Origin of the sequence: Haloferax sulfurifontis ATCC BAA-897 (assembly GCF_000337835.1) — an archaeon.
Classification (GTDB): domain Archaea; phylum Halobacteriota; class Halobacteria; order Halobacteriales; family Haloferacaceae; genus Haloferax; species Haloferax denitrificans.
The window spans coordinates 1-18814 of record NZ_AOLM01000024.1; the positions used below are offsets into that span (position 1 = coordinate 1).

21 protein-coding genes and 1 tRNA gene are annotated in these 18814 nt (G+C 67.2%); 10 read left to right on the forward strand and 12 right to left on the reverse strand.

Annotation, left to right across the window (positions count from 1 at the left end):
* The coding region (locus C441_RS14180) for an aminotransferase class IV (RefSeq protein WP_007275699.1) at positions 1–489 on the forward strand (489 nt) is incomplete at its 5' end.
* Positions 490–510: 21 nt separating this feature from the next.
* Here the strand turns inward: C441_RS14180 and C441_RS14185 are convergent.
* From C441_RS14185 to C441_RS14205, 5 genes are all read right to left on the reverse strand, one after another.
* The gene (locus tag C441_RS14185) at positions 511–936 is read right to left on the reverse strand and encodes a Rieske (2Fe-2S) protein (RefSeq protein ID WP_007275700.1); all 426 of its coding nucleotides are present in this window, start codon (positions 934–936) and stop codon (positions 511–513) included.
* 75 nt (positions 937–1011) lie between these two features.
* Positions 1012–1221 (reverse strand): hypothetical protein, encoded by a 210-nt coding sequence (locus C441_RS14190; RefSeq protein WP_007275701.1) that lies wholly within the window; start codon positions 1219–1221, stop codon positions 1012–1014.
* A gap of 487 nt (positions 1222–1708) precedes the next feature.
* A tRNA-Met gene (locus C441_RS14195) sits at positions 1709–1783 on the reverse strand.
* Between the two features lie 60 nt (positions 1784–1843).
* A complete protein-coding gene (locus C441_RS14200; RefSeq protein WP_007275702.1) occupies positions 1844–2311 on the reverse strand; it encodes a GtrA family protein in 468 nt (155 codons plus the stop codon).
* Positions 2304–3089, reverse strand: coding sequence for a glycosyltransferase (locus C441_RS14205; protein ID WP_049920609.1), 786 nt, complete (start codon positions 3087–3089; stop codon positions 2304–2306). The genes C441_RS14200 and C441_RS14205 overlap by 8 nt, the downstream gene beginning before the upstream one ends.
* Positions 3090–3185: 96 nt before the next feature.
* Here C441_RS14205 and C441_RS14210 point away from each other — a divergent pair, with 96 nt between their 5' ends.
* Entirely contained in the window at positions 3186–5549 is a 2364-nt protein-coding gene (locus C441_RS14210) for a DUF2298 domain-containing protein (protein ID WP_007275704.1), read from the forward strand.
* Here C441_RS14210 and C441_RS14215 read toward each other — a convergent pair.
* Positions 5546–5806: an HAH_0734 family protein gene (locus tag C441_RS14215; RefSeq protein WP_007275705.1), complete on the reverse strand. Its 261-nt coding sequence runs from the start codon at positions 5804–5806 to the stop codon at positions 5546–5548. The two genes, C441_RS14210 and C441_RS14215, sit on opposite strands and share 4 nt — an antisense overlap.
* Positions 5807–6006: 200 nt before the next feature.
* On the opposite strand from C441_RS14215, the gene C441_RS14220 reads away from it, so the two are divergent.
* The 5 genes from C441_RS14220 to C441_RS14240 are packed head-to-tail and all read left to right on the forward strand — an operon-like array spanning position 6007 to position 8320.
* Positions 6007–6288, forward strand: a complete 282-nt coding sequence (locus C441_RS14220) for a 50S ribosomal protein L44e (RefSeq protein WP_004044234.1) — start codon at positions 6007–6009, stop codon at positions 6286–6288.
* A 3-nt stretch (positions 6289–6291) separates the two neighbouring features.
* Positions 6292–6486, forward strand: a complete 195-nt coding sequence (locus C441_RS14225) for a 30S ribosomal protein S27e (RefSeq protein ID WP_004044235.1) — start codon at positions 6292–6294, stop codon at positions 6484–6486.
* Between the two features lie 18 nt (positions 6487–6504).
* On the forward strand, positions 6505–7305 hold the full coding sequence (locus C441_RS14230) for a translation initiation factor IF-2 subunit alpha (protein ID WP_007275706.1): 801 nt from the start codon (positions 6505–6507) through the stop codon (positions 7303–7305).
* A gap of 4 nt (positions 7306–7309) precedes the next feature.
* The gene (locus C441_RS14235) at positions 7310–7501 is read left to right on the forward strand and encodes an RNA-protein complex protein Nop10 (protein WP_007275707.1); all 192 of its coding nucleotides are present in this window, start codon (positions 7310–7312) and stop codon (positions 7499–7501) included.
* A gap of 51 nt (positions 7502–7552) precedes the next feature.
* Positions 7553–8320: a proteasome assembly chaperone family protein gene (locus C441_RS14240; protein WP_004970122.1), complete on the forward strand. Its 768-nt coding sequence runs from the start codon at positions 7553–7555 to the stop codon at positions 8318–8320.
* A 99-nt stretch (positions 8321–8419) separates the two neighbouring features.
* On the opposite strand, the gene C441_RS14245 is transcribed toward C441_RS14240, so the two are convergent.
* Positions 8420–9319: a PhzF family phenazine biosynthesis protein gene (locus tag C441_RS14245; protein ID WP_007275708.1), complete on the reverse strand. Its 900-nt coding sequence runs from the start codon at positions 9317–9319 to the stop codon at positions 8420–8422.
* 121 nt (positions 9320–9440) lie between these two features.
* Positions 9441–9611: a DUF7563 family protein gene (locus tag C441_RS20005; protein ID WP_004970126.1), complete on the reverse strand. Its 171-nt coding sequence runs from the start codon at positions 9609–9611 to the stop codon at positions 9441–9443.
* A 211-nt stretch (positions 9612–9822) separates the two neighbouring features.
* On the opposite strand from C441_RS20005, the gene C441_RS14250 reads away from it, so the two are divergent.
* On the forward strand, positions 9823–10536 hold the full coding sequence (locus tag C441_RS14250) for a phosphoribosyltransferase (protein ID WP_004970128.1): 714 nt from the start codon (positions 9823–9825) through the stop codon (positions 10534–10536).
* 210 nt (positions 10537–10746) lie between these two features.
* Here C441_RS14250 and C441_RS14255 read toward each other — a convergent pair whose 3' ends face one another.
* Complete coding sequence (locus C441_RS14255; RefSeq protein WP_226908732.1) at positions 10747–11187, reverse strand: YybH family protein; 441 nt, start codon at positions 11185–11187, stop codon at positions 10747–10749.
* A gap of 358 nt (positions 11188–11545) precedes the next feature.
* Between C441_RS14255 and C441_RS14260 the strand changes: the two genes are divergently transcribed.
* Positions 11546–12520: an AEC family transporter gene (locus C441_RS14260; protein ID WP_049920618.1), complete on the forward strand. Its 975-nt coding sequence runs from the start codon at positions 11546–11548 to the stop codon at positions 12518–12520.
* A gap of 45 nt (positions 12521–12565) precedes the next feature.
* A complete protein-coding gene (gene mtnP, locus C441_RS14265; RefSeq protein WP_007275711.1) occupies positions 12566–13426 on the forward strand; it encodes an S-methyl-5'-thioadenosine phosphorylase in 861 nt (286 codons plus the stop codon).
* Between the two features lie 9 nt (positions 13427–13435).
* Here the strand turns inward: mtnP and C441_RS14270 are convergent, their stop codons facing one another.
* Genes C441_RS14270 through smc form a run of 3 tightly spaced genes read right to left on the reverse strand, consistent with a single transcriptional unit; the run spans position 13436 to position 18775 of the window.
* The gene (locus C441_RS14270) at positions 13436–13912 is read right to left on the reverse strand and encodes a hypothetical protein (protein WP_007275712.1); all 477 of its coding nucleotides are present in this window, start codon (positions 13910–13912) and stop codon (positions 13436–13438) included.
* 32 nt (positions 13913–13944) lie between these two features.
* A complete protein-coding gene (locus C441_RS14275) occupies positions 13945–15081 on the reverse strand; it encodes a segregation and condensation protein A (protein WP_007275713.1) in 1137 nt (378 codons plus the stop codon).
* Positions 15074–18775 (reverse strand): chromosome segregation protein SMC, encoded by a 3702-nt coding sequence (gene smc / locus C441_RS14280; protein ID WP_007275714.1) that lies wholly within the window; start codon positions 18773–18775, stop codon positions 15074–15076. Before smc ends, C441_RS14275 begins: the two co-directional genes overlap by 8 nt.
* Positions 18776–18814: the final 39 nt, after the last annotated feature.

The window sequence follows — 18814 nt, forward strand, 5'->3', positions numbered from 1 at the left end:
GCCCCCGACCGGTCGCTCCCCGCGCGGGCGAAGACGCACAACTATCTCAACGGCATCCTCGCGCGCGTCGAACTCCGCGTCACCGGCGCGGACGAGGCGCTCATGCTCGACGCCGACGGCTACGTCACCGAGGGCGCGACGAGCAACCTCTTTTTCGTCGACGACGATGCGCTCTGCACGCCGAGTCTCGACGGCCCGGTCCTCCCGGGCATCACCCGCCGCGTCGTCCTCGACTTCGCTCGACAGGAGGGCATCCCCATTCGGGAGCGGCGCTTCACGCCCGACGACGTGCGCGACGCGAACGAGGCGTTCCTCACGAACTCGACGTGGGAACTCCGACCCGTCGAGACGGTCGACGGCATCGAGGTCGGCGACGGCCCGGTGACAAAACTGCTCTCGCGGCTCTACGACGACTACGTGGAGCGACGCCACTACGGCGGTGGCGGTGGCGGTGGCGACGGCGACAGTGTCGGCGACGACGAGAACTGAGTCGCGCCGCCGCGCTCGCCGTCAGAACTCGACGTTCGAACTCGAACTCCGGTCGGCCGGGTCGGTCTCGATTTCGCCCTGCCCGACGTAGTCGAACTCGTCGTCGGCGAGGAAGACGTGGTCGCCGTCGACCGTGATTTCGAGGTCGTCGAGCACCGCGCCCTCGCAGGGGCCGTAGTTGCAGTAGCCCGTGTCGGCCTCGAAGTACGCGCCGTGGTTCTGGCAGATGACCTCGCCGTTTCGCATCGGCGCGCCCGAGCCCTTGTCGAGTTTGATGTGCGTCAGGTGCATGCAGTAGTTCAGCCACCCTTGGATGCCGTCGTCGGTGCGCACGAGGATGGCCTCGCGCTCCTCGGCGTCGGCGTCGTCGGCCGCGCGGACCCGAAAGAGAAAGGTCGTGTCGTCGGGCACGTCGCCGACCGCGCAGATTCGTTCGAGGTCGCTCATTGTGCTCTCGTTGGGTCGGGGTCGAAAATCTCCTTCGAAAGCGGTCGATTGGGACGACGGCGCGAAGTCTCGCCCTCACTCGTCGAGACCCATCCGAAAGAGGGAGAGTATCCAGTAGCCAGCACCCACGAACAGGAGGAGTCCGAAGCTACCCACGAGGAGATTTCCGGTTCCCAGTTGGCGTGTCCAACCGAACCCGAGTATCGCGACGATGGCGAGGAGTCCGCCGAGTATCGCTCGCTGGACCGCAGACCAAAGCTCTGTTCCCGAATCTGTAGAGGGCATACTCGGGCCCTACTCGCGGAGTGATTATCAATATGTGTTTCAAATTTGAAACTTCTGAAGGTTCGGGACTCACGCTGTCGCGAGTTCGAGAACGTAGACGTAGACCTCATTCGCACCGGTTCGCGGCGCTCCCCGGTTCAGCTCTACTGCGCTATGCGGCTGACCTCGTGGGTCGCGCCGAGCCGAGACTCGGCGCTCAGGAGTTGAGGTCGGCAAAACCATAGCGGGAGGTAGATTTGAACGACGCGAATCTCGCTTCGCTCGATTCTCTGGTTCAAACTACCTGTTGGGATTACCACGAAAAACGGGCCGCCGCGGCGCAATGAAACGCGCCGCTTGGGGTGTAGTTTTCAGGAGAATAGCGGGAGGTAGATTTGAACCTCGGTCGCTGACGCTCCCCGGTTCAACTCTACTGAGCTATGTGGCCGACCTCGTGGGTCGCGCCGAGCCGAGACTCGGCGCTTAGGAGTTGAGGTCGGCAAAACCATAGCGGGAGGTAGATTTGAACTACCGATCTCCGGGTTATGAGCCCGGCGGAATCTCCTGGCTATCCCATCCCGCTGAATCAACAAACGAGTCTGCTATTGTTAAGACTTCTGTTTCGGGAGCCGTGTGTCAATTTTCACCGTGAGTCGCGCTGACTCGAACGGGCCGCGATGCGCCAGGTGAACAGGCTTTCTGCGACGTAGTTCAGGAGCATCGACGCGCCGATAGCGAGGGGGAGCGGGATGAGTTCCCAGAGGTCGAGACCGGCGACCGGAATCGACAGCGGCACCTCGCCGAGCGCCCGGACGACGAGCACCTGCACGAGGAGGCCGCCGCTCCTGACGAGGTTCGACTTCACGAAGCGCCGCACCTTCGCGGTGAGCAGGTCCGAGCCGGCCCCCGCGAACGTCCAGCGGTCGTTGATGACGAACATGACGACGATGGCGAGTTCCGCGCCCGCGAGCTTCGCGAGTTCGTTGGCGACGCCGAAAAAGACGATGAGGAGACTGCTCAGAGAGAGGTCGAACACCGCGCCGACCGCGCCCACGGAGGCGAACTTGCCGAACCGAACGCCGGACGCGAGTTCCGACAGGCGGTCAGTCATCCGTGACCTCCGCCGAGAACCGCTCGACGAGGCTCCGCTCGTCGCTCCGAGCGTCAAGGAGTTCGTGGAGGCGGTCCTCGCGGATCGTCCGGGCGCGGTGGCGCGACCGGAGGAGCCCGCGGGCCATCTTGAGCGTCGTGTCGACCGGCGAGACCGTCGAGTTGGGCTGGTCCTCCCAGACGACCGGCACCTCGGCCACGCGGTGGCCGAACGCGCCCGAGACGGCGATGAGTTCGATGTCCCACGCGAACCCCGACTCGTACAGGTGGGTCCGAACGTCGTTCCACGCCGCGGCGGTGACGGCCTTCGCGCCGCACTGGTAGTCGTACAGCGGGACCTCGGTCAGGTGGCGGGCCAGCCACGCGAAGCCGTCGCCGAGGTAGCGCCGGGCGACCGTCTGGTGGGAGGCGACGGTCGCGTTCGGGTGGCGGCGCGACCCCACGGCGAGGTCGGCACCGTCGCGGACGGCGGCGACGACGTCGGCCATCGACGCGGCCGGCGTGCTCCCGTCGGCGTCGGCGAACGCGAGGACGTCCGTGCCGAGCGACTCGAATCCGGCGGTGATAGCCGCGCCCTTGCCGCGGCGGGCGTCGACGGCGTTCACGTCGGCGACGGCGGGGAGGTCGTCGAGGGCGTCGAGCGTCTCGGACCGCGGCGCGTCGAGTTCGACGCGGACCGCATCGGGGTCCAGCGCCTCGACGAGGGCGCGGACGTAGGGGACCAGACGCTCGGGGTCGGGCCGATAGGCGGGGACCACCACCCCGACAGACTGCGACATGCACGACCATTCACTCAATGGGGTAAAAAGCGAACCGCTCTGTGACGCACCGGCCATCACAAAACGTATTGCACCTGCGGCGCAGTCATCGGACAGATGGAGTACGCCCTCGTTGTCCGGTGGTTACTGCTGTTTGCGGCCCTCTGGGCGGTCGGCCTTCCACTCGCTACCCGCCTGTTCCGACGACTTCCGGGCCGCGGTGCCGGATTCGCCCTCCCCGTCTCGCTCGTCGCGTTGACCCTCCCGGCCTACTACGTCGGCCACCTCTCGTTCGGCTCCGCCGCCCTCGTCGCCGGCGTCGGGACGCTCCTCGTCGCCTCGGCAGTCGCGGGTCTCGACCTCGGCGCGCTCCGCCGCGGCGACCTCCGACTCGCGCCGGGCCTCGACATCGACCGGCGCGCCGTCGCCGACGCGGCCGCGGTGTTCCTCGTCGCCTTCCTGTTCGCCGTGGCGCTCCGGGCGCTCGACCCGGCAGTCCACGCCGGCGGCGGCGAGAAGTTCCTCGACTTCGGCCTCCTCCAGTCGCTCGCTCGCGCGTCGGTCCTCCCGCCGGAGGACATGTGGTTCGCCGGCGAGCCGGTCCGCTACTACTACGGCGGCCACCTCGTTTCGACTCTCCTCGCGCGGCTCGCCGGCACCGACCCGTCGTTCGCCTACAACCTCGCGCTCGCCGGCTTCTTCGGCCTCCTCGTCACCGCGGCGTTCGAACTCGGACGGGGCGTCGCGACCGCCGCGGGCGCGAACGGCCGACTCGCCGGCCTGCTTTCGGCGTTCTTCGTCGGCTTCGCCAGCAATCTCGTCACCGCGGGGCGCTTCCTCCTCGCCGCGCTCCCCGAGGGGCTCCGCCGCCCCGTCGCGCAGGCCGTCGCCGAGCGCTCGCAGTACACCGTCTCGCAGGTGCTCGCGGGCACGTCGAGCTTCTCGTACTGGGACGCGAGCCGCGTGATTCCGGGCACCATCAACGAGTTCCCGCTTTTCGCGTGGCTCAACGGCGACCTCCACGCCCACATGATGGGCACGCCGTTCCTCCTCCTCGCGGCCGGCCTCGCCTTTGCGTACTTCCGGACGCCGGAGGAGGCGGTCGGCGAGCGCCGACTCCTCGTCGCCGCGACGACGCTCGTCGGCGCGCTCCAAGTCGTCGTCGACACGTGGAGCTTCCCGTCGGTGTTCGGCGTGCTGTTCCTCGGGACGGTCTTCGCGCCCGCACGCCCGTGGACGTTATTTCCCGGTCGGGAGCGCGTTCGCTCGGTCGTCGGCGACAGCCCAGTCGCCGGTGAAGTGGCCCGCCTCGTCGGCGCGGTCGCGGCGGTCGGACTCGCGGGCGTCGCCGCCGCCGGCCTCGCCAGTCCGTTCCTCCTCGGCGCGGTCGCGGGCGGCGGGAGCGCCCGGACGGTCGAGCTTCTGTCGCCCGACCAGCGAAGCGGGTTCGGCGCGCTGGCGCTCGTCCACGGGGCGTTCCTCGCGGCGTTCGCGGGGTACTACGTCCGCCGCCTCGGCTCCCGAGACGGACTCGGCAGGCGCGAGTGGGCCGTCCTCATCGGGAGCGTCGCGGCGCTGACCGTCGTCGCGGCCGCCCAGTCGTTCGCCGCGCTCGCGCTCGTCGCGCCCCTCGTCGCCGTCGGGTGGGTGCTCCTCCGGTTCGCCGACGACCCGCGGTTCGAGACGGTGCTCGTCGTCGCCGGCGCGGGCCTCGTGACGCTCGTCGAACTCGTCTACGTCAACGAGCAGGCCGGCCCCGGTCGGATGAACACGGTGTTCAAGACGTACATGCAGGTGTGGGTGCTCTGGGGGAGCGCGATGGGGGCCGTGTTGGCCGGCTTCGTCGGCGACGCGGTCGCCGCGGGCGACGTGTCGCTCCCGAGAGTCGACCTCGGCGTTCGCGGGGGGGCGGTCCGGGTCGCCGGCGTCGGCTTCGTTGTCCTCCTCGTCGCCTCCACGTCGGTGTACGGGGGACTGGCCGTCGTCGACCACGCGAACTCGCCCCGACAGGAGGAGACGCTGGATGCGACGGCCTTCGCGGAGTGGCGGCACGGAAACGAGTCGACGGCCATCGCGTGGCTCGACGAGACCGTCGAGGGCAACCCGACGATGCTCACCGCGCCGGGGACGACGTGGTCCGAGACGGTGACAGACGAGCGCGAGACCGTCATGTACGGCTGGCGCGGGAACCCCGAATCGAGCCTGACGGGCGTGCCGACGGTCGCCGGCTGGGCGCACGAAGTCGGCTACCGCGGCCCCGAGGCGTACTACGACCGCGTGCGCGACGTGGACGCGATGTACGTCGGAAGCGAGTCGACGCGGGCGCGGCTCATCGAGCAGTACGACGTGCAGTACGTGTGGGTCGGCCCGGGCGAGCGCGCTCGCTACGGGGAGATAGAGACGGACGTGGCGTGGCTGACGCCGGTCCACCGGTCGGGGTCGGTCGCGGTCTACGAGGTAGAAGAAGCGAGGCTACCTTAGGCCGCGCCGCGCTCGCGGACGACCTCGACGGCCTCGGCGTCGACGCCCTCGGTGTCGAGCCAGTGCGGGACGAACTCGCGCTTTTCGAACGCCTCGCGCTCGTCTTCCGTGCCGACGGTACACCACAGCTGGACGCGGTCGGGGCCGTGCCAGTCGCCCTGTCGGTCGACGGAAAACAGGACGTACTCCTCGCCGTCGTGCTCGATGACGCCGTCGCGCCGGACGCCGGGGTCGCCGTGGATGATGAGCTTCTTCATGTGCCGGGATTGGTACAGTCACCGCTTAATCGCTTCGGCTTCGGGCGTGCCCCGCGAGGCGGGTGCGTCGCGGTCGCGCCCCCTCCGTGGCCTGCCCACACGTAACATGGCGAACGCCCGGTCGCGGCGGGTTCAGGGGCCGCGTCGAACCAAACGGGTTTTAACGGGCCACACCAAAACCCACCACAAGGTCGATATCTATGCAGATGCCACGCCGTTTCAACACGTACTGCCCGAACTGCAAGGGACACCACGAACACGAAGTGGAGAAAGTCCGGACGGGACGCCCGACCGGGATGAAGTGGAACGCCCGTCAGACGCGACGCGGCAAGGCCACTATCGGTAACGCCGGTAAGTTCTCCAAGGTCCCCGGTGGCGACAAGCCGACGAAGAAGACCCACCTGAAGTACATCTGCTCCGACTGCGGCAAGGCCCACATGCGCGAGGGCTGGCGCGCCGGTCGCCTGGAGTTCCAGGAGTAAATCATGGCAGGAAACTTCTACAAGGTCGCGTGTAGCGACTGCGAGAACGAACAGGTCGTCTTCGGAAAGGCCTCCTCGGTCGTCAACTGCGCCGTCTGCGGGACGACCCTCGCCACGCCGACCGGCGGCAACGCCGAGTTCCACGGCGAGGTCGTCGAGACGGTCGAGCGTCGCGACAGCGACGAACTTGAGGCGTAACTCCCCGGAGGACCTCGTATGAAGTACAGCGGATGGCCTGACCCCGGCGAACTCGTCGTCGGAAAGGTAGACGATATCGCGGACTTCGGCGTCTTCGTCGACCTCGAAGAGTACGAAGACAAACGCGGCCTCTGCCACATCAGCGAGGTCGCCAGCGGATGGATCAAGAACGTTCGCGACCACGTCCGCGAGGGACAGACAGTCGTCGCTAAAGTGCTCGAAGTCAACGAGAGTTCCCAGCAGATCGACCTCTCGATCAAGGACGTCAACGAGCACCAGCGCAAAGAGAAGATTCAGGAGTGGAAAAACGAGCAGAAGGCCGACAAGTGGATGGCGCTGGCGTTCGGCGAGGACATCGCCGACGACCGCTACCAGTCCATCGCCGACGCCCTGCTCGCCGAGTTCGAGTCGCTCTACGACGGCTTCGAGCAGGCCGCGATTCACGGTATCGAGGCGCTCGAAGGCGTCGAACTCGGCGACGACGAACTCGAAGCAATCGTCGACACCGCGCGTCAGAACGTGTCGGTGCCCTACGTCAACGTCACTGGCTACGTCGACCTGCGCTCGCCCGCGGGCGACGGCGTCGACGACGTGAAAGAGGCCCTGAAGGCCGCCGAGGGCGACGGCGAAATCGGCGACGAAATCGAGCTGTCTGTCACGTACGTCGGCGCGCCCGAGTACCGCGTCAAGGTCAAAGCGCCCGACTACAAGACCGCCGAGACGGAGCTCGAATCGAGCGTCGCTCGCGCCCGCGAGGTCATCGAGGCCGCGGGCGGCACCGCGGAGTACCACCGCGAACGTAGCGGCGACGAAGAGTAATCGCATGAAATCGGACATCCGGGTGTGTAGCGCGTGGCGCGACCGCCACGCCCGCCCGGTGTACTCGCTTTCTGAGACCTGTCCGGAGTGCGGCGCACCCACGGAGAACAGCGCGCCCGCCCCGTACAACCCCGAAGACCCCTACGGCGAGTATCGCCGCGCGCGGAAGCGCCGTCTCGCCGAGGAGTCGGAGTAGCCGGCTTCGGCTACCGACGCTCTCTTAACCGGCGCGTCCGCCACTACGTGCATGGACGACATCGAAATCGAGGCTGTCGAGGAGGTCGACCTCACCGACCCCGTGCTCATCGAGGGGCTACCGGGCGTCGGGAACGTCGGCAAACTCGCCGTCGAGCACCTGCTGGAGGAGTTCGAGGAGGCCACGCTGGTCCGCCGCGTCTACGCCGACGTGTTCCCGCCGCAGGTGACCATCGACGAGGGCGTCGCCGAGCTGACTCACGTCGCGATTCACGCCGTCGAGACGCCCGGCGAGGGGCCGGACCTCCTCCTTCTCACCGGCGACCACCAGGCCCAGTCGAACGAGGGACACTACCACCTCACCGACGCCTTCCTCGACATCGCCGAGGAGTTCGGCGTCGAGCGCCTGTTCGCGCTGGGCGGCGTCCCGACCGGCGAACTCGTCGACGAGCCGTCGGTCCTCGGGGCCGTCGCCGACGAGTCCCGCCTCGACGAACTCGAAGACGCGGGCGTCGAGTTCCGCGAGGACGAACCCGCCGGCGGCGTCGTCGGCGTCTCCGGGTTGCTTCTCGGCCTCGGCGGTCGCCGCGGGCTCGACGCGACCTGCCTGATGGGCGAGACGAGCGGCTACCTCGTCGACCCCCAGAGCGCGCAGGTCGTCATCGAAGTCCTGCAGGACCTCCTCGACTTCAGCGTCGACTTCGAGTCGCTCGAAGAGCGCGCGGAGGAGATGAAGGAGGTCGCCGCGAAGATCCAGGAGATGCAACAGCAACAGCAGGGAACCATCGCCAGCGACGACGACCTCCGGTACATCGGCTGAGGCCGCTCCGGCGTCGCGGGCCGTCGTCTCTCGTCTCGTCTCGACGCCTCTCTTCCCTTCGCGTCTCTTCGCGTCTCGTCTCGTTTTCGAACTGCGGTCTCAGGCTTCGATGATGTCGTCGTCTGCGAACTCCGGAACGACGATTTCGCCGTCGAGCGACTGCACCGCCCGGCCGCCGACGCGAATCTCCGCGCCGACCCGCACGCGGACGGTTCCCGGGCGGTCCACGAAGTGGCCCTGTTCGATGCGGAGTTCGTCGGGCATGGAGTCGAACGCGCCGACCTGCCGGAGGTACGCGCCGCAGGCGCCGGCGGCGGTGCCGGTCGCGGGATCCTCGGAGATGCCGATGCCGGGCGCGAAACACCGCGCGTGGAGCGTCGAGTCGCCGTCGATGGCGTCGAAGGTGTAGGCGTAGACGCCCGCCGTGTCGTGTTCGGCGGCGAGGTCGGCGATGGCGGCGTCGTCCGGGTCCGCACCCGAGAGGTGTTCGAGGAAGTTGACCGGGACGACGAGGAAGGGAAGCCCGGTGGAGGCGACCGCGACCGGGAGGTCCGCGCCAACGTCGCGGAGGGCGGCGTCGTCGACGCCGAGCGCCGCCGCGAGGCGGTCGTAGTCGACCTCCAAGGGCCGGACCGTCGGCGCGTCCTGCGTCATCCACACCTCGCCGAGGTCGCCGAGTTCGATGTCGAGGGTGCCGACGTTCGTCTCCAGCGTGTGCGTGCCCGGTTCGAGTTCGCGCTCGGCCGCGAGGTGGGCGTGAGCCGCGATAGTCGCGTGGCCGCAGAGGTCGACTTCCTGTTGCGGCGTGAAATAGCGGATGCGGCGGTCGGCGGCGGCCGACGAGCAGACGAACGCCGTCTCGCTCGCGCCGAGTTCGGCGGCGACGGCGCGCATCTGTTCCGCGTCGAGGCCGTCGGCGTCGGGGACGACCCCGGCCGCGTTGCCGGACAGCGGTTCGGTCGTGAAAGCGTCGACGAGGAGGGCGCGTCGGCTATCCATGGAAAGGCGCACTGCACGGCGATGTATCAAACCAGCGGGTCGGCGGTCGGGTCGTGTGAGAAGGGAGGAGGGCGATACGAGCGGGCGCGGTTCGGGCGCGAGTTGGTCGACCGCGACCGATTCACGCGCGGGTCCACCGGACGCGGCCGCTCGTTTGAGCCGCGCCGTCGCCCTGCATCACTTCGCGCATGTTCATACAGCCGGGACACCCGACGACCTCGTCCATGTCGTTGCCGAAGACGCGGACGAAGTCGCGGGAGACGAACTCACCACAGTTACCACACGTGTGCATTCCTGTTTCACCTACAAATCCGCATACTCCTGCGCTCGATATAACTATGCCCCTTGTTAACATACGTTAGTGTCCGCCTGAACGACGGATTTCCCGGTTAGTTGTTGAATAACGCCGGTTCGAGCGGTTTTGGCACGCCGACACACGGGCGGGGCGAGTCGTACAGATTAAAGGGCGTCAGGCGCGGCAGTACGCACGGTGAACGGAAGATATGGGCGACCTCCCCGACGAGTTTAACTGTACTATCACGAACTGGGAGTACATCTACGGCCTCTGCCGCGACGTCTCTGACGAGGTCAAGACATCCGAGTTCGAACCCGACGTCATCGTCGCGTTGGCCCGCGGCGGCTGGTTCGCGGGCCGGTGTATCTGTGACTTCCTCGGGCTGGACGACCTGACGAGCCTGAAGATGGAACACTACGTCGGGACGGCCCAGAAGTCGAACGAGCCGGAGGTCCGCTACCCGATGCCGGAAGGGAGCGTCGAGGGCAAGGACGTGCTCATCATCGACGACATCGCCGACACCGGCGGCTCCATCAAGCGCGCACACGAGTACGTCAACGAGCGCAACGCGGGCGAGGTCCGGACCGCGACGCTCCAACTCCTCCAGACCAGCGAGTTCGAACCCGACTACGTCGGCGAGCGCCTCGAAGCGTGGGCGTGGGTCGTCTACCCGTGGAACTTCATCGAGGACATGATAGACCTCACCTCGGGCGTCATGGCGAAGGCCGACGACGACACGTTCGAACTCGAAGACGTCCGCCACTACCTCGCGGAGTTCCACGACGTGGACCGCATCGAGATGGAAATCGCCCAACCCGACCGGATGCCGGAAGTCATGTCCGAGATGGAGCGCCGCGGCTACGTCGAGTCCACCGGCGACGGCGCGTGGCGACTCCTCGAAAACGACGGCGTCGGAGCCTGAACGCGGGGTCGCTCGCTCCGGCCTCGTTCGACTGCTTCGGCGCTGTTGAATTCTCTTGAGGTCGACAGGGCGAGTGTGACCCAGACGGCGGATGTAGTCAGCGCGGTTGCGACCGCCCGTAGAGACGCCGTCGCGGCTCACGGGCGAAAACAGGACCGGATGTCGGGCGAAGCGGCCGTCGAATCGTACGGACGTCCGGCGGTCGGTCGCTCAGGCACCCATGTTCGCCACTTTCTCGGCGAACTCGGCGTGGAGGTCGGCGTGGTGATGGACGACCTTCCACTCGCCTTTCTCCTTCCGGTAGACGTTGGTCGTCCGACCCTCCAGGGACATCGGTTCACCCGCAAACGTCCACGACACCGACTCAGTACAGAGTTCGTACGCGGCGTCGCCGATGACGCGGATGGCCTGGTCCGACCGGGTGACCGTGCCATCCGAACTCGCCGATGCGACGCCGGCGAAGGACCCGGAGACGGCCTCCCATCCCGTTTCCCGCCCACCGATTGGATGCATGGTCGTCACGTCGTCCTCGTGTGACCAGCTGTCCGCCATGGAGTCGGCGTTCCCGTTCGCCATCGCTTCTAGTGCCCCGTAGAACTGGTCGGATGCGGCTCGGACGTCGTCTTCGGCTGCTACGCGTTTTGTAGACATTACAAACCTCACCGTAACGACGACTCCTGAGCATATATACTAAATAGATGAGATTTCGTACGGTCAGCTATTTCGGACGTTTAGCCGGTTCGACCCCGACGACTCGTTTCGGCCAGAGTAAGACGGAGAGACAGTACACGCCGGTAACAGACTGTTCGCACGGACACTGGACACAAGACTCACACCGGGGATTCAGCACAGTCTCGACAAACTATCACCAGACGAGAATACCAACGGGGCCACGTATCCGACCGCTTCGACCGTCTGCTTCGACGTCCCTCCGACCTCTCACAGTCGCCCACCGCCCGGTCTCGCCCGAAGCGAAACGTTCCTTTGGGTGCCGCTCGTCGGCACGCGCATGTCGCTGTTTTCTATCTTCGTCAGTGCGCTCTTGCCGATTCTCGCCATCGGCGCGGTCGGCTTTCTCCTCGGGCGCGTCCGCGACGTGGACCCAGAACCGCTCAACACGGTGACGGTGTACGTCCTCGCGCCGGTGCTCGTGTTCTACAGCCTCGCGACGACCGAACTCGCCGGCGAGACGCTGGCGACCATCACCGCCGGCGTCGTCGCCTACCACGTCGCCATGCTCCTCGTCGCGGGCGGCGTCGCCCGGCTCGCGGGCGTCTCCGAGCCCCTCCTCGGCGCGCTCGTTCTCGTCGCCGCCTTTCCGAACTCGGGGAACTACGGCATCCCCGTCAGTTCCTTTGCCTTCGGCGACACCGGCCGCTCGACGGCCGTCGTCTACCTCGCCGTCCAGAGCGTCCTCATCTACACGTTAGGCGTGTACATCGCCGGGCGAGGGGCCGACCGCGACGGCGGCGCGCCGGGGTGGCGCGTCGGCCTCGAACGCATCGCCCGCATTCCCCTCGTCTACGCGGTCGTCGCCGCCCTCGCGGCTCGCTGGCTCGGCGTCGTCCCGCCGACGGGCGTCCCCGCGATGGAGACGCTCAGGCTCGTCGGCGACTCGTCGATTCCGATGATGCTCCTCATCCTCGGCATCCAGCTCGCGGGGGCCGACCTCGGCTCGACGCTCTCGGAGGTCGGCGTCGTCGCCGCGCTCAAGATAGTCGTCGCGCCCGCCGTCGCGGTCGGTATCGCGCTCGTCGCCGGCTTCGGCGACCCGACGGTCGCGCGGACGTTCGTCCTCGAATCCGCGATGCCCGCCGCGGTCACGCCGCTCATCCTCGTCGCGGAGTTCGGCGATGCCTCGGGGACCGGCTCGGCCACCTCGCTCGCGGAGTTCGTCTCCGCGGCCGTCTTCGCGACGACGCTTCTCAGCGTGCCCGCGCTGTCGGTGCTCATCTACCTGTTGAACCACGGCGTCGTGGTGTAGCCCCGGATTCGCCACGATTTTGTGCGCTCTGCCCGACCTTCGAGTATGAAAATCGGATTCATCGGTGGCAGTGGTATCTACGAGGCGCTCCCGCTGGAGAACACCCGCGAGGAACCCGTCGAGACGCCGTTCGGCGAGCCCTCGACGACGCCCGTCGTCGGCGAGTTCGGCGACACCGGCCGCGAGGTCGTCTTCCTCCCGCGACACGGCCCGGACCACCAGCACTCGCCGACGACGCTTCCCTACCGCGCGAACATCTTCGCGCTCAAGAAACTCGGCGTCACCCACGTCCTCGCCAGCAACGCCGTCGGGAGCCTCAAAGAGGACCTGCCGCCCCAGACGCTCGTCGTCCCCGACCAGATTTACGACCGCACGAAACACCGCCCGCTTACGTTCTTCGACGAGGGCATCGTCGTCCACCAGCCCTTCGCGATGCCGTACGACGAGGAACTCGTCTCCATCCTCGCCGAGGCCGCCGCGGAAGCGACCGACGCGCAGGTCCAAGAGGGCGGCACCTACGTCTGCATCGAGGGGCCGTCGTACTCCACGAAGGCCGAAAGCGAGCACTACCGCGCGCAGGGCTGGGACGTCATCGGCATGACGACCATCCCCGAAGCCAAACTCGCCCGCGAGGCCGAGATGGCCTACGCGACCATCACCGGCGTCACCGACTACGACGTCTGGAAGGAAGACAGCGAAGTCACGCTCGACGAGGTGCTGAAGAACGCCGCCGCCAACGAGGAGGCCATCAAGGAGACCGTCGAGGCCGCCATCCGCAAGATTCCCGACGGCCACGAGACCGACAGTCACTCCGCGCTCGAAGGCACCATCAACACGCCCGACGACGCCATCCCCGCCGAGACGAAAGAAAAGCTCGCGCCGCTCATCGACGAGTACGTCGACTGAGCCGGGGATTCAGTCGTTCAGTTCCGCGGATTCTGCCGAATCGCTCTCCGGCTCCGAAACCTCGCGTTCGCCGCGCGCCGCCTCGTCGGTCGGCGAGAACTCGACCGCGTGACAGCGCGTACAGTACTCGTTTTCCCCGCGGTCAGTCGTCGCGAGCGGGACGCCCGCGGCGACGAACTGCGTGCTGAACTCCCGGACGACGCCCCGGTCGTCGGCCTCGCCGCAGACGACGCACTCGCGGACCGCCCCCGGCGACGTGACCACCTCGCGGACGCGACCGAACGAGGTCGGACTGTACGAGACGTAGCCGGGCAAGTAGCAGTGCAACCAGAAGATGGGAAAGAAAAACAGGAGCGCCCACGTCCAGATGGCCGACTGGGGGAACAGGATAGCCGCCGCGAGCGCCGCGAACAGCGTCGACGTGACGACCGAGACCGCGACCGTCAGCCGTCGGAGCGTGCTGGAGAGCAGGGTCGGGTGGGGCACGTCCGAGAGTGACGGCGGGTCGGATAAAATAGCTAGTCGTCCGCGATGGCCTCGGCTTCGAGTTCGGGGTCGTCGGCGTCGTCACCGTCGCCGGCGGCGGCGTCGGAACCGCGGTCGACCGCCTCCGGGTCCGCTCTGTCGGCGTCTGCCGCGTCCGAATCGACTTCCGACCCCGCGCCGGGGTCGGCGTCGAACACCTCGGGGTTCCGAATCCAGAGGTCGCCGAACAGGTCGTCCTGCTTGAGATAGACCGTGCCCCGGTGGGACAGAAACAGGAGCGCGAGGTAGGTCGTCATCACGGTGTCGGCCACGTCGCGTATCTCCGCGAACAGCACCTCGTCGCGGCCCTTCTCGTAGTGGTCGGCGAGCACGTCGCCGACGGCTTCGACGACCGCCTCGATGTCCTCGTTGTGTGCGGTCCCCGTCACGTCGTCTTCGGTGGGTTCGCCCGCGCCGCGCATCTCGCCGGGCGTGTGGTAGTCGAGCGTCTGCGTCCCCCGGGAGAAGCCGCGCGGCGACTCGGAGGTGTCGTACTCGCGGCGGCGCTTCCACCACGACCCGCGTTCGACCTCCCGGAGTTCGCGGACGAGTTCGTCCAGCGTCTCCGGCGACCCGCGGGCCTGCTTGCGTTCGAGCCGCCGGTCCATCTCGTCTTCCAGCGCGTCGATAGGGTCGAAGCCGGGCGGGCCGCCGCCGCCGTCGCCGGGGTCGCCGGGGTGGCCCTCGTCGCCGCCCTGCAGGGCGAGTTCCCACGGTTCGAGTTCCTCCTCGTCGGGTTCGTCCGGCGCGAGGAGTTCGTCGGACTTCATCCGAAGGAGGACGCTCGCGTAGAACAGCGCCCGGCCGGTCGTCCGGAGGTCCATCGCGTCGAGGCGGTTCAGGAAAGCGTCCGTGACCTCCACGATGTCGATGTCCCACGGGTCGATAGTCCCCTCCTTGGCGAGTTGGACGAGGAGTTCGACCGGTTCCACCTCGTCGTCGTCAGTCTCCGAGACGTCCTCGGGAAGCACCTCGTCCATCGCGTCGGGTTCGGCGGGGGCGGCGTCCGCCTCGGAATCGGACGCGGCGTCGTCGCCGGCGAACGAGAAGACCGCGTCGTCACCGCCGTCGCCCGCGTCGCGCTTGCCGCGCCCGCGAGAGAGGTTCAGCTCGGGGATGTCGTCAGTCATCCGCCGGAACCTCCGCTTCCACGTCCGCGTCGGCCTCGCCGCCGTCACTACCGTCCGCGCCGTCCTCGGAGTCGTCGCCGCCGGAGTCGTCGCCGCCGCCCGACCCGTCCGCGTCGCTTCCGTCGCTTCCGGCCTCGTCGCCGCCGAACTGGATACCCGTGACGGCGCTGACGTTGTCGCCCTGCATCGTCACGCCGATGGCGCGCTCGGCGCGTTCGAGGAGCGCGGAGCGGTGCGAGACGACGACGAACTGGGCGTCGCCCGCGAGGTCGTCGACCATCTGGCCGACGCGCTCGGCGTTCGCGGCGTCGAGGAAGGCGTCCACCTCGTCGAGCGCGTAGAACGGCGCGGGGTTGTGCCGCTGGATGGCGAAGATAAAGGCGAGCGCCGTCAGCGACTTCTCGCCGCCGGACATGGCGTCGAGGCGCTGGATGGGCTTGTCGCCCGGCTGGGCCTTCATCGTCAGCCCTTCCTCGAAGGGGTCTTCGGGGTTCTCCAACTGAAGGCGGCCCGTCCCGTTCGACAGGCGCTCGAAGATATCGGTGAAGTTCTCCGCGATGGCGTCGAACGACTCCATGAACGTCGCCTTCTTCTGGGACTCGTACTGGTCGATGCGGTCGGCGATGGCGTCGCGCTCTTCGACCAGCACGTCGCGGCGCTCCCGGAGGTCTTCGAGGTCGGCTTTCACGTCGTCGTACTCGTCGATGGCGAGCATGTTGACCGGTTCGAGCTCCTCCATCTCCTCGGTGAGGCGCTCGATTTCCGACTCGACGGTGTCGTGGTCGGGAATCTCGTCGGGGTCGTAGTCGCCGACCTGCGATTCGAGCTCGTCGATTTCCCATTCGAGGCGCTCGGCGGCCGAGCGCATGCTTTCGAGCTTGGATTCGACCGCGTTCACGCGGTCTTTCTTCTCGTCGCGGGCGCTCCGGGCCTCACGGAGGTCCGCCTGTAGCTCCTTGCGGTCGTCTTTGAGGTCGACCAGTTCCTCTTCGAGTTCGGCGACCGCCTCGCGCTTGGCTTCGAGGTCGTCCTCGCGCTCCTCGATTTTCGACTCCGCCTCGGAGATGGAGCTTCGGGCCTCGGCCTTGCGGTTCTGGGCGGCCTCGACCGTGTCGTGGAGGTCGTCGACCGCGTCCTCGGCGTACTGCTTTTCGAGCTGAACCTCGTTGAGCCGGCCGTCGAGCGTGGACATCCGGTCTTCGAGGTCGTCGATGTCCGCGCGAATCTCGTCGGCGCGGGCGGTGAGCTTCGGAATCTCGGAGTCCGCGAGCTCGGTCTCGATGTCCTCGATGGCGGCCTCGACCGTCTCGATTTCGTCGTCGAGGTCGGCGATTTCGTCGTCGAGGTCGGACATCTGCTCGTCCACGGACTCGCGTTCGGACTGGAGTTCGTCGATGCGGTCGTTCAGCCGGTCGATTTCGGCTTCGGCCTCCTCGATGTCCTCTTCTGCGTCCTCGATTTCGCGCTCGATGGTCCGGACGCGGTCGGCGGCGTCGGAGGCCCGCCCGCGGGCGTCGTCGAGGTCGTCGTCGATGTCCCGAATCTCCTCGTTGAGCGAGCGACGGCGGTCTTCGAGCTTCGTAATCTCCTTCGCGAGGCGGTCGAGTTTGCCCTCGCCGGACTTCGAAAACGAGTAGCGAGAGCCGCCGCCGGAGCCCCCGGTCATCGCCCCGGAGCGCTCGACGAGGTCGCCGTCGAGGGTGACCATGCGGTAGTCGCCCATCAGGTCGCGGGCGGTCTCCATGTCTTCGACGACGAGCGTCGAGCCGAGGACGTACGAGAAAATCGACTCGTACTGGCTGTCGTAGTCGACGAGGTTGCGGGCGAAGTCCACGACGCCGGGGCGGTTCGGCTTGCGCGGGAGGCCCCGGTTGTCCATCTTCGTTATGGGCAGGAACGTCGCGCGACCCGCGTTGCGGGACTTCAGGTGGTCGATACAGGACGACCCCACGCCGTCGTCGTCGACGACGACGTTGGCGAGGCGACCGCCGGCGGCCGTCTCGCAGGCCTTGGCGTACTCGCCGTCGACCGAGCCGAGTTGGCCGACCGCGCCGTGGACGCCGGAGATTCCGGCGTTGAGTATGGTCGTGACCGCTCTGGGCCACGAGTTGTCGCCGTCTTTGCCGGCGCGGGCTTCGAGGCGGGCGTACTCGGACTGCTTGGTCTGGAGTTCGTCCGTGACCTCCGAGAGTTCGTCGTTCAGGTCGGCCTTCTCGACCTGCAGGTCCTCGATGACGCCGTCTATCTTCGCCTTGTTCTTCTCGGCGGTGTCGAGTTCGCTGTGCAGGTCGGAGATCGTCGCCTTCAGTTCGGGGACGCGCTCGCGGGCGCGTTCGAGTTCGTCCCGCGTCTCCGAAATCTGGTTCGAGCGGCGGCGCGCGTCGTCCAGCAGGCGGTCCTTGGCTCGCTGGCGATCGTTCTTCTCGTCTTTGAGCTCGTCGAGCGTCTCCTTTCTCGCCGCGAGTTCGGACTTCAGCTCGTCGAACTCGGTGTCGACCGAGTCGATTTCGGCCTGCACCTCGGAGAGTTCGACCCGCTTGGACTGGATGTCGCTTTTGACCGACGCCTTCTCGACTTTGACCTCGCGGATGTCGTCTTCGAGGTCGTCTATCTGTTCTTGCTTGCGGTCGATGTCGATGAACGCCTTGCGGCGCTCGGCCTCGGCGTCGTCGCGCTTTTCCTCGGCGGCCTCGATGGCGTTCTCCAGCCGGGAGATGTCGCCTTTTATCTCCTCCATCTCCGACTTGATGCGGAGCTGTTCGTCCTCGCCCTTGCGCTCGATTTCGCGGGTGAGGTCTTCGAGGTCCTCTTCGAGGCGGGTGACTTTCCCCTGTCGCTCGTCGAGTTCGGCCTGCAAGTCTTCGAGGTCCGCCTCGGTGGACTCGATGCGCGATTCGGTCCGCGAGAGGTCGTCGCGCTTGTCTTCGAGTTCCGCGGCCTTCAGGTAGCCCTCGTACTCCTCTTTCTCCTCGCGGAGTCCCTTGTAGGTGAGCGCGGTCTCGCGCTCGTCGGCGAGTTGGTCGAGGCGCGTCTCCTTTTCCTCGATGCGGAGGTCCGCCTCGTCGACGCGCTCTTCGACCGCCTCCAACTCCTCGAAGGCGGCGTCTTTCTTCTCGTCGAACTCGGCGACGCCCGCGATTTCGTCGATGATGCCCCGTCGCTGGTAGGGCGTCATGTTGATGATTTCGGTCACGTCGCCCTGCATGACGACGTTGTAGCCCTCGGGGGAGATGCCCGCCTGCGCGAGCAGGTCCTTGATGTCCGAGAGGTTGACCGAGCGCTCGTTGAGGTAGTAGTACGAGTAGTAGTTGTCCGGCGTCTCCTTGACGCGGCGCTTGATGGTTATCTCCTCGACGTCGCCGACCTTGTCGGTCCCGGCGGCGTTGACGACCTGCGAGCGGTCGAGCGTCCCCTCGGAGTTGTCGAGGACGACCGTGACGCTGGCCTCTTTGGGCTGTTTCGCGGCCTCGTCGCTCCCGTCGGCGTGACCGGGGTTGTAGATGAGGTCCGTCAGCTTCTCGGCGCGAATCCCGCGGGTGCGGGCGAGGCCGAGCGCGAAGAGGACGCCGTCGATGATGTTCGATTTGCCGGAACCGTTCGGGCCCGTAACGACCGTGAAATCCTCGTAGAACGGGATGCGAGTCGGCCGCCCGAAGCTCTTGAAACCGTCAAGGACGAGCTCTTTGATGTGCATGGGTTGGTGTTCACGCGGGCGACGCCCGCAGGTGGAGCG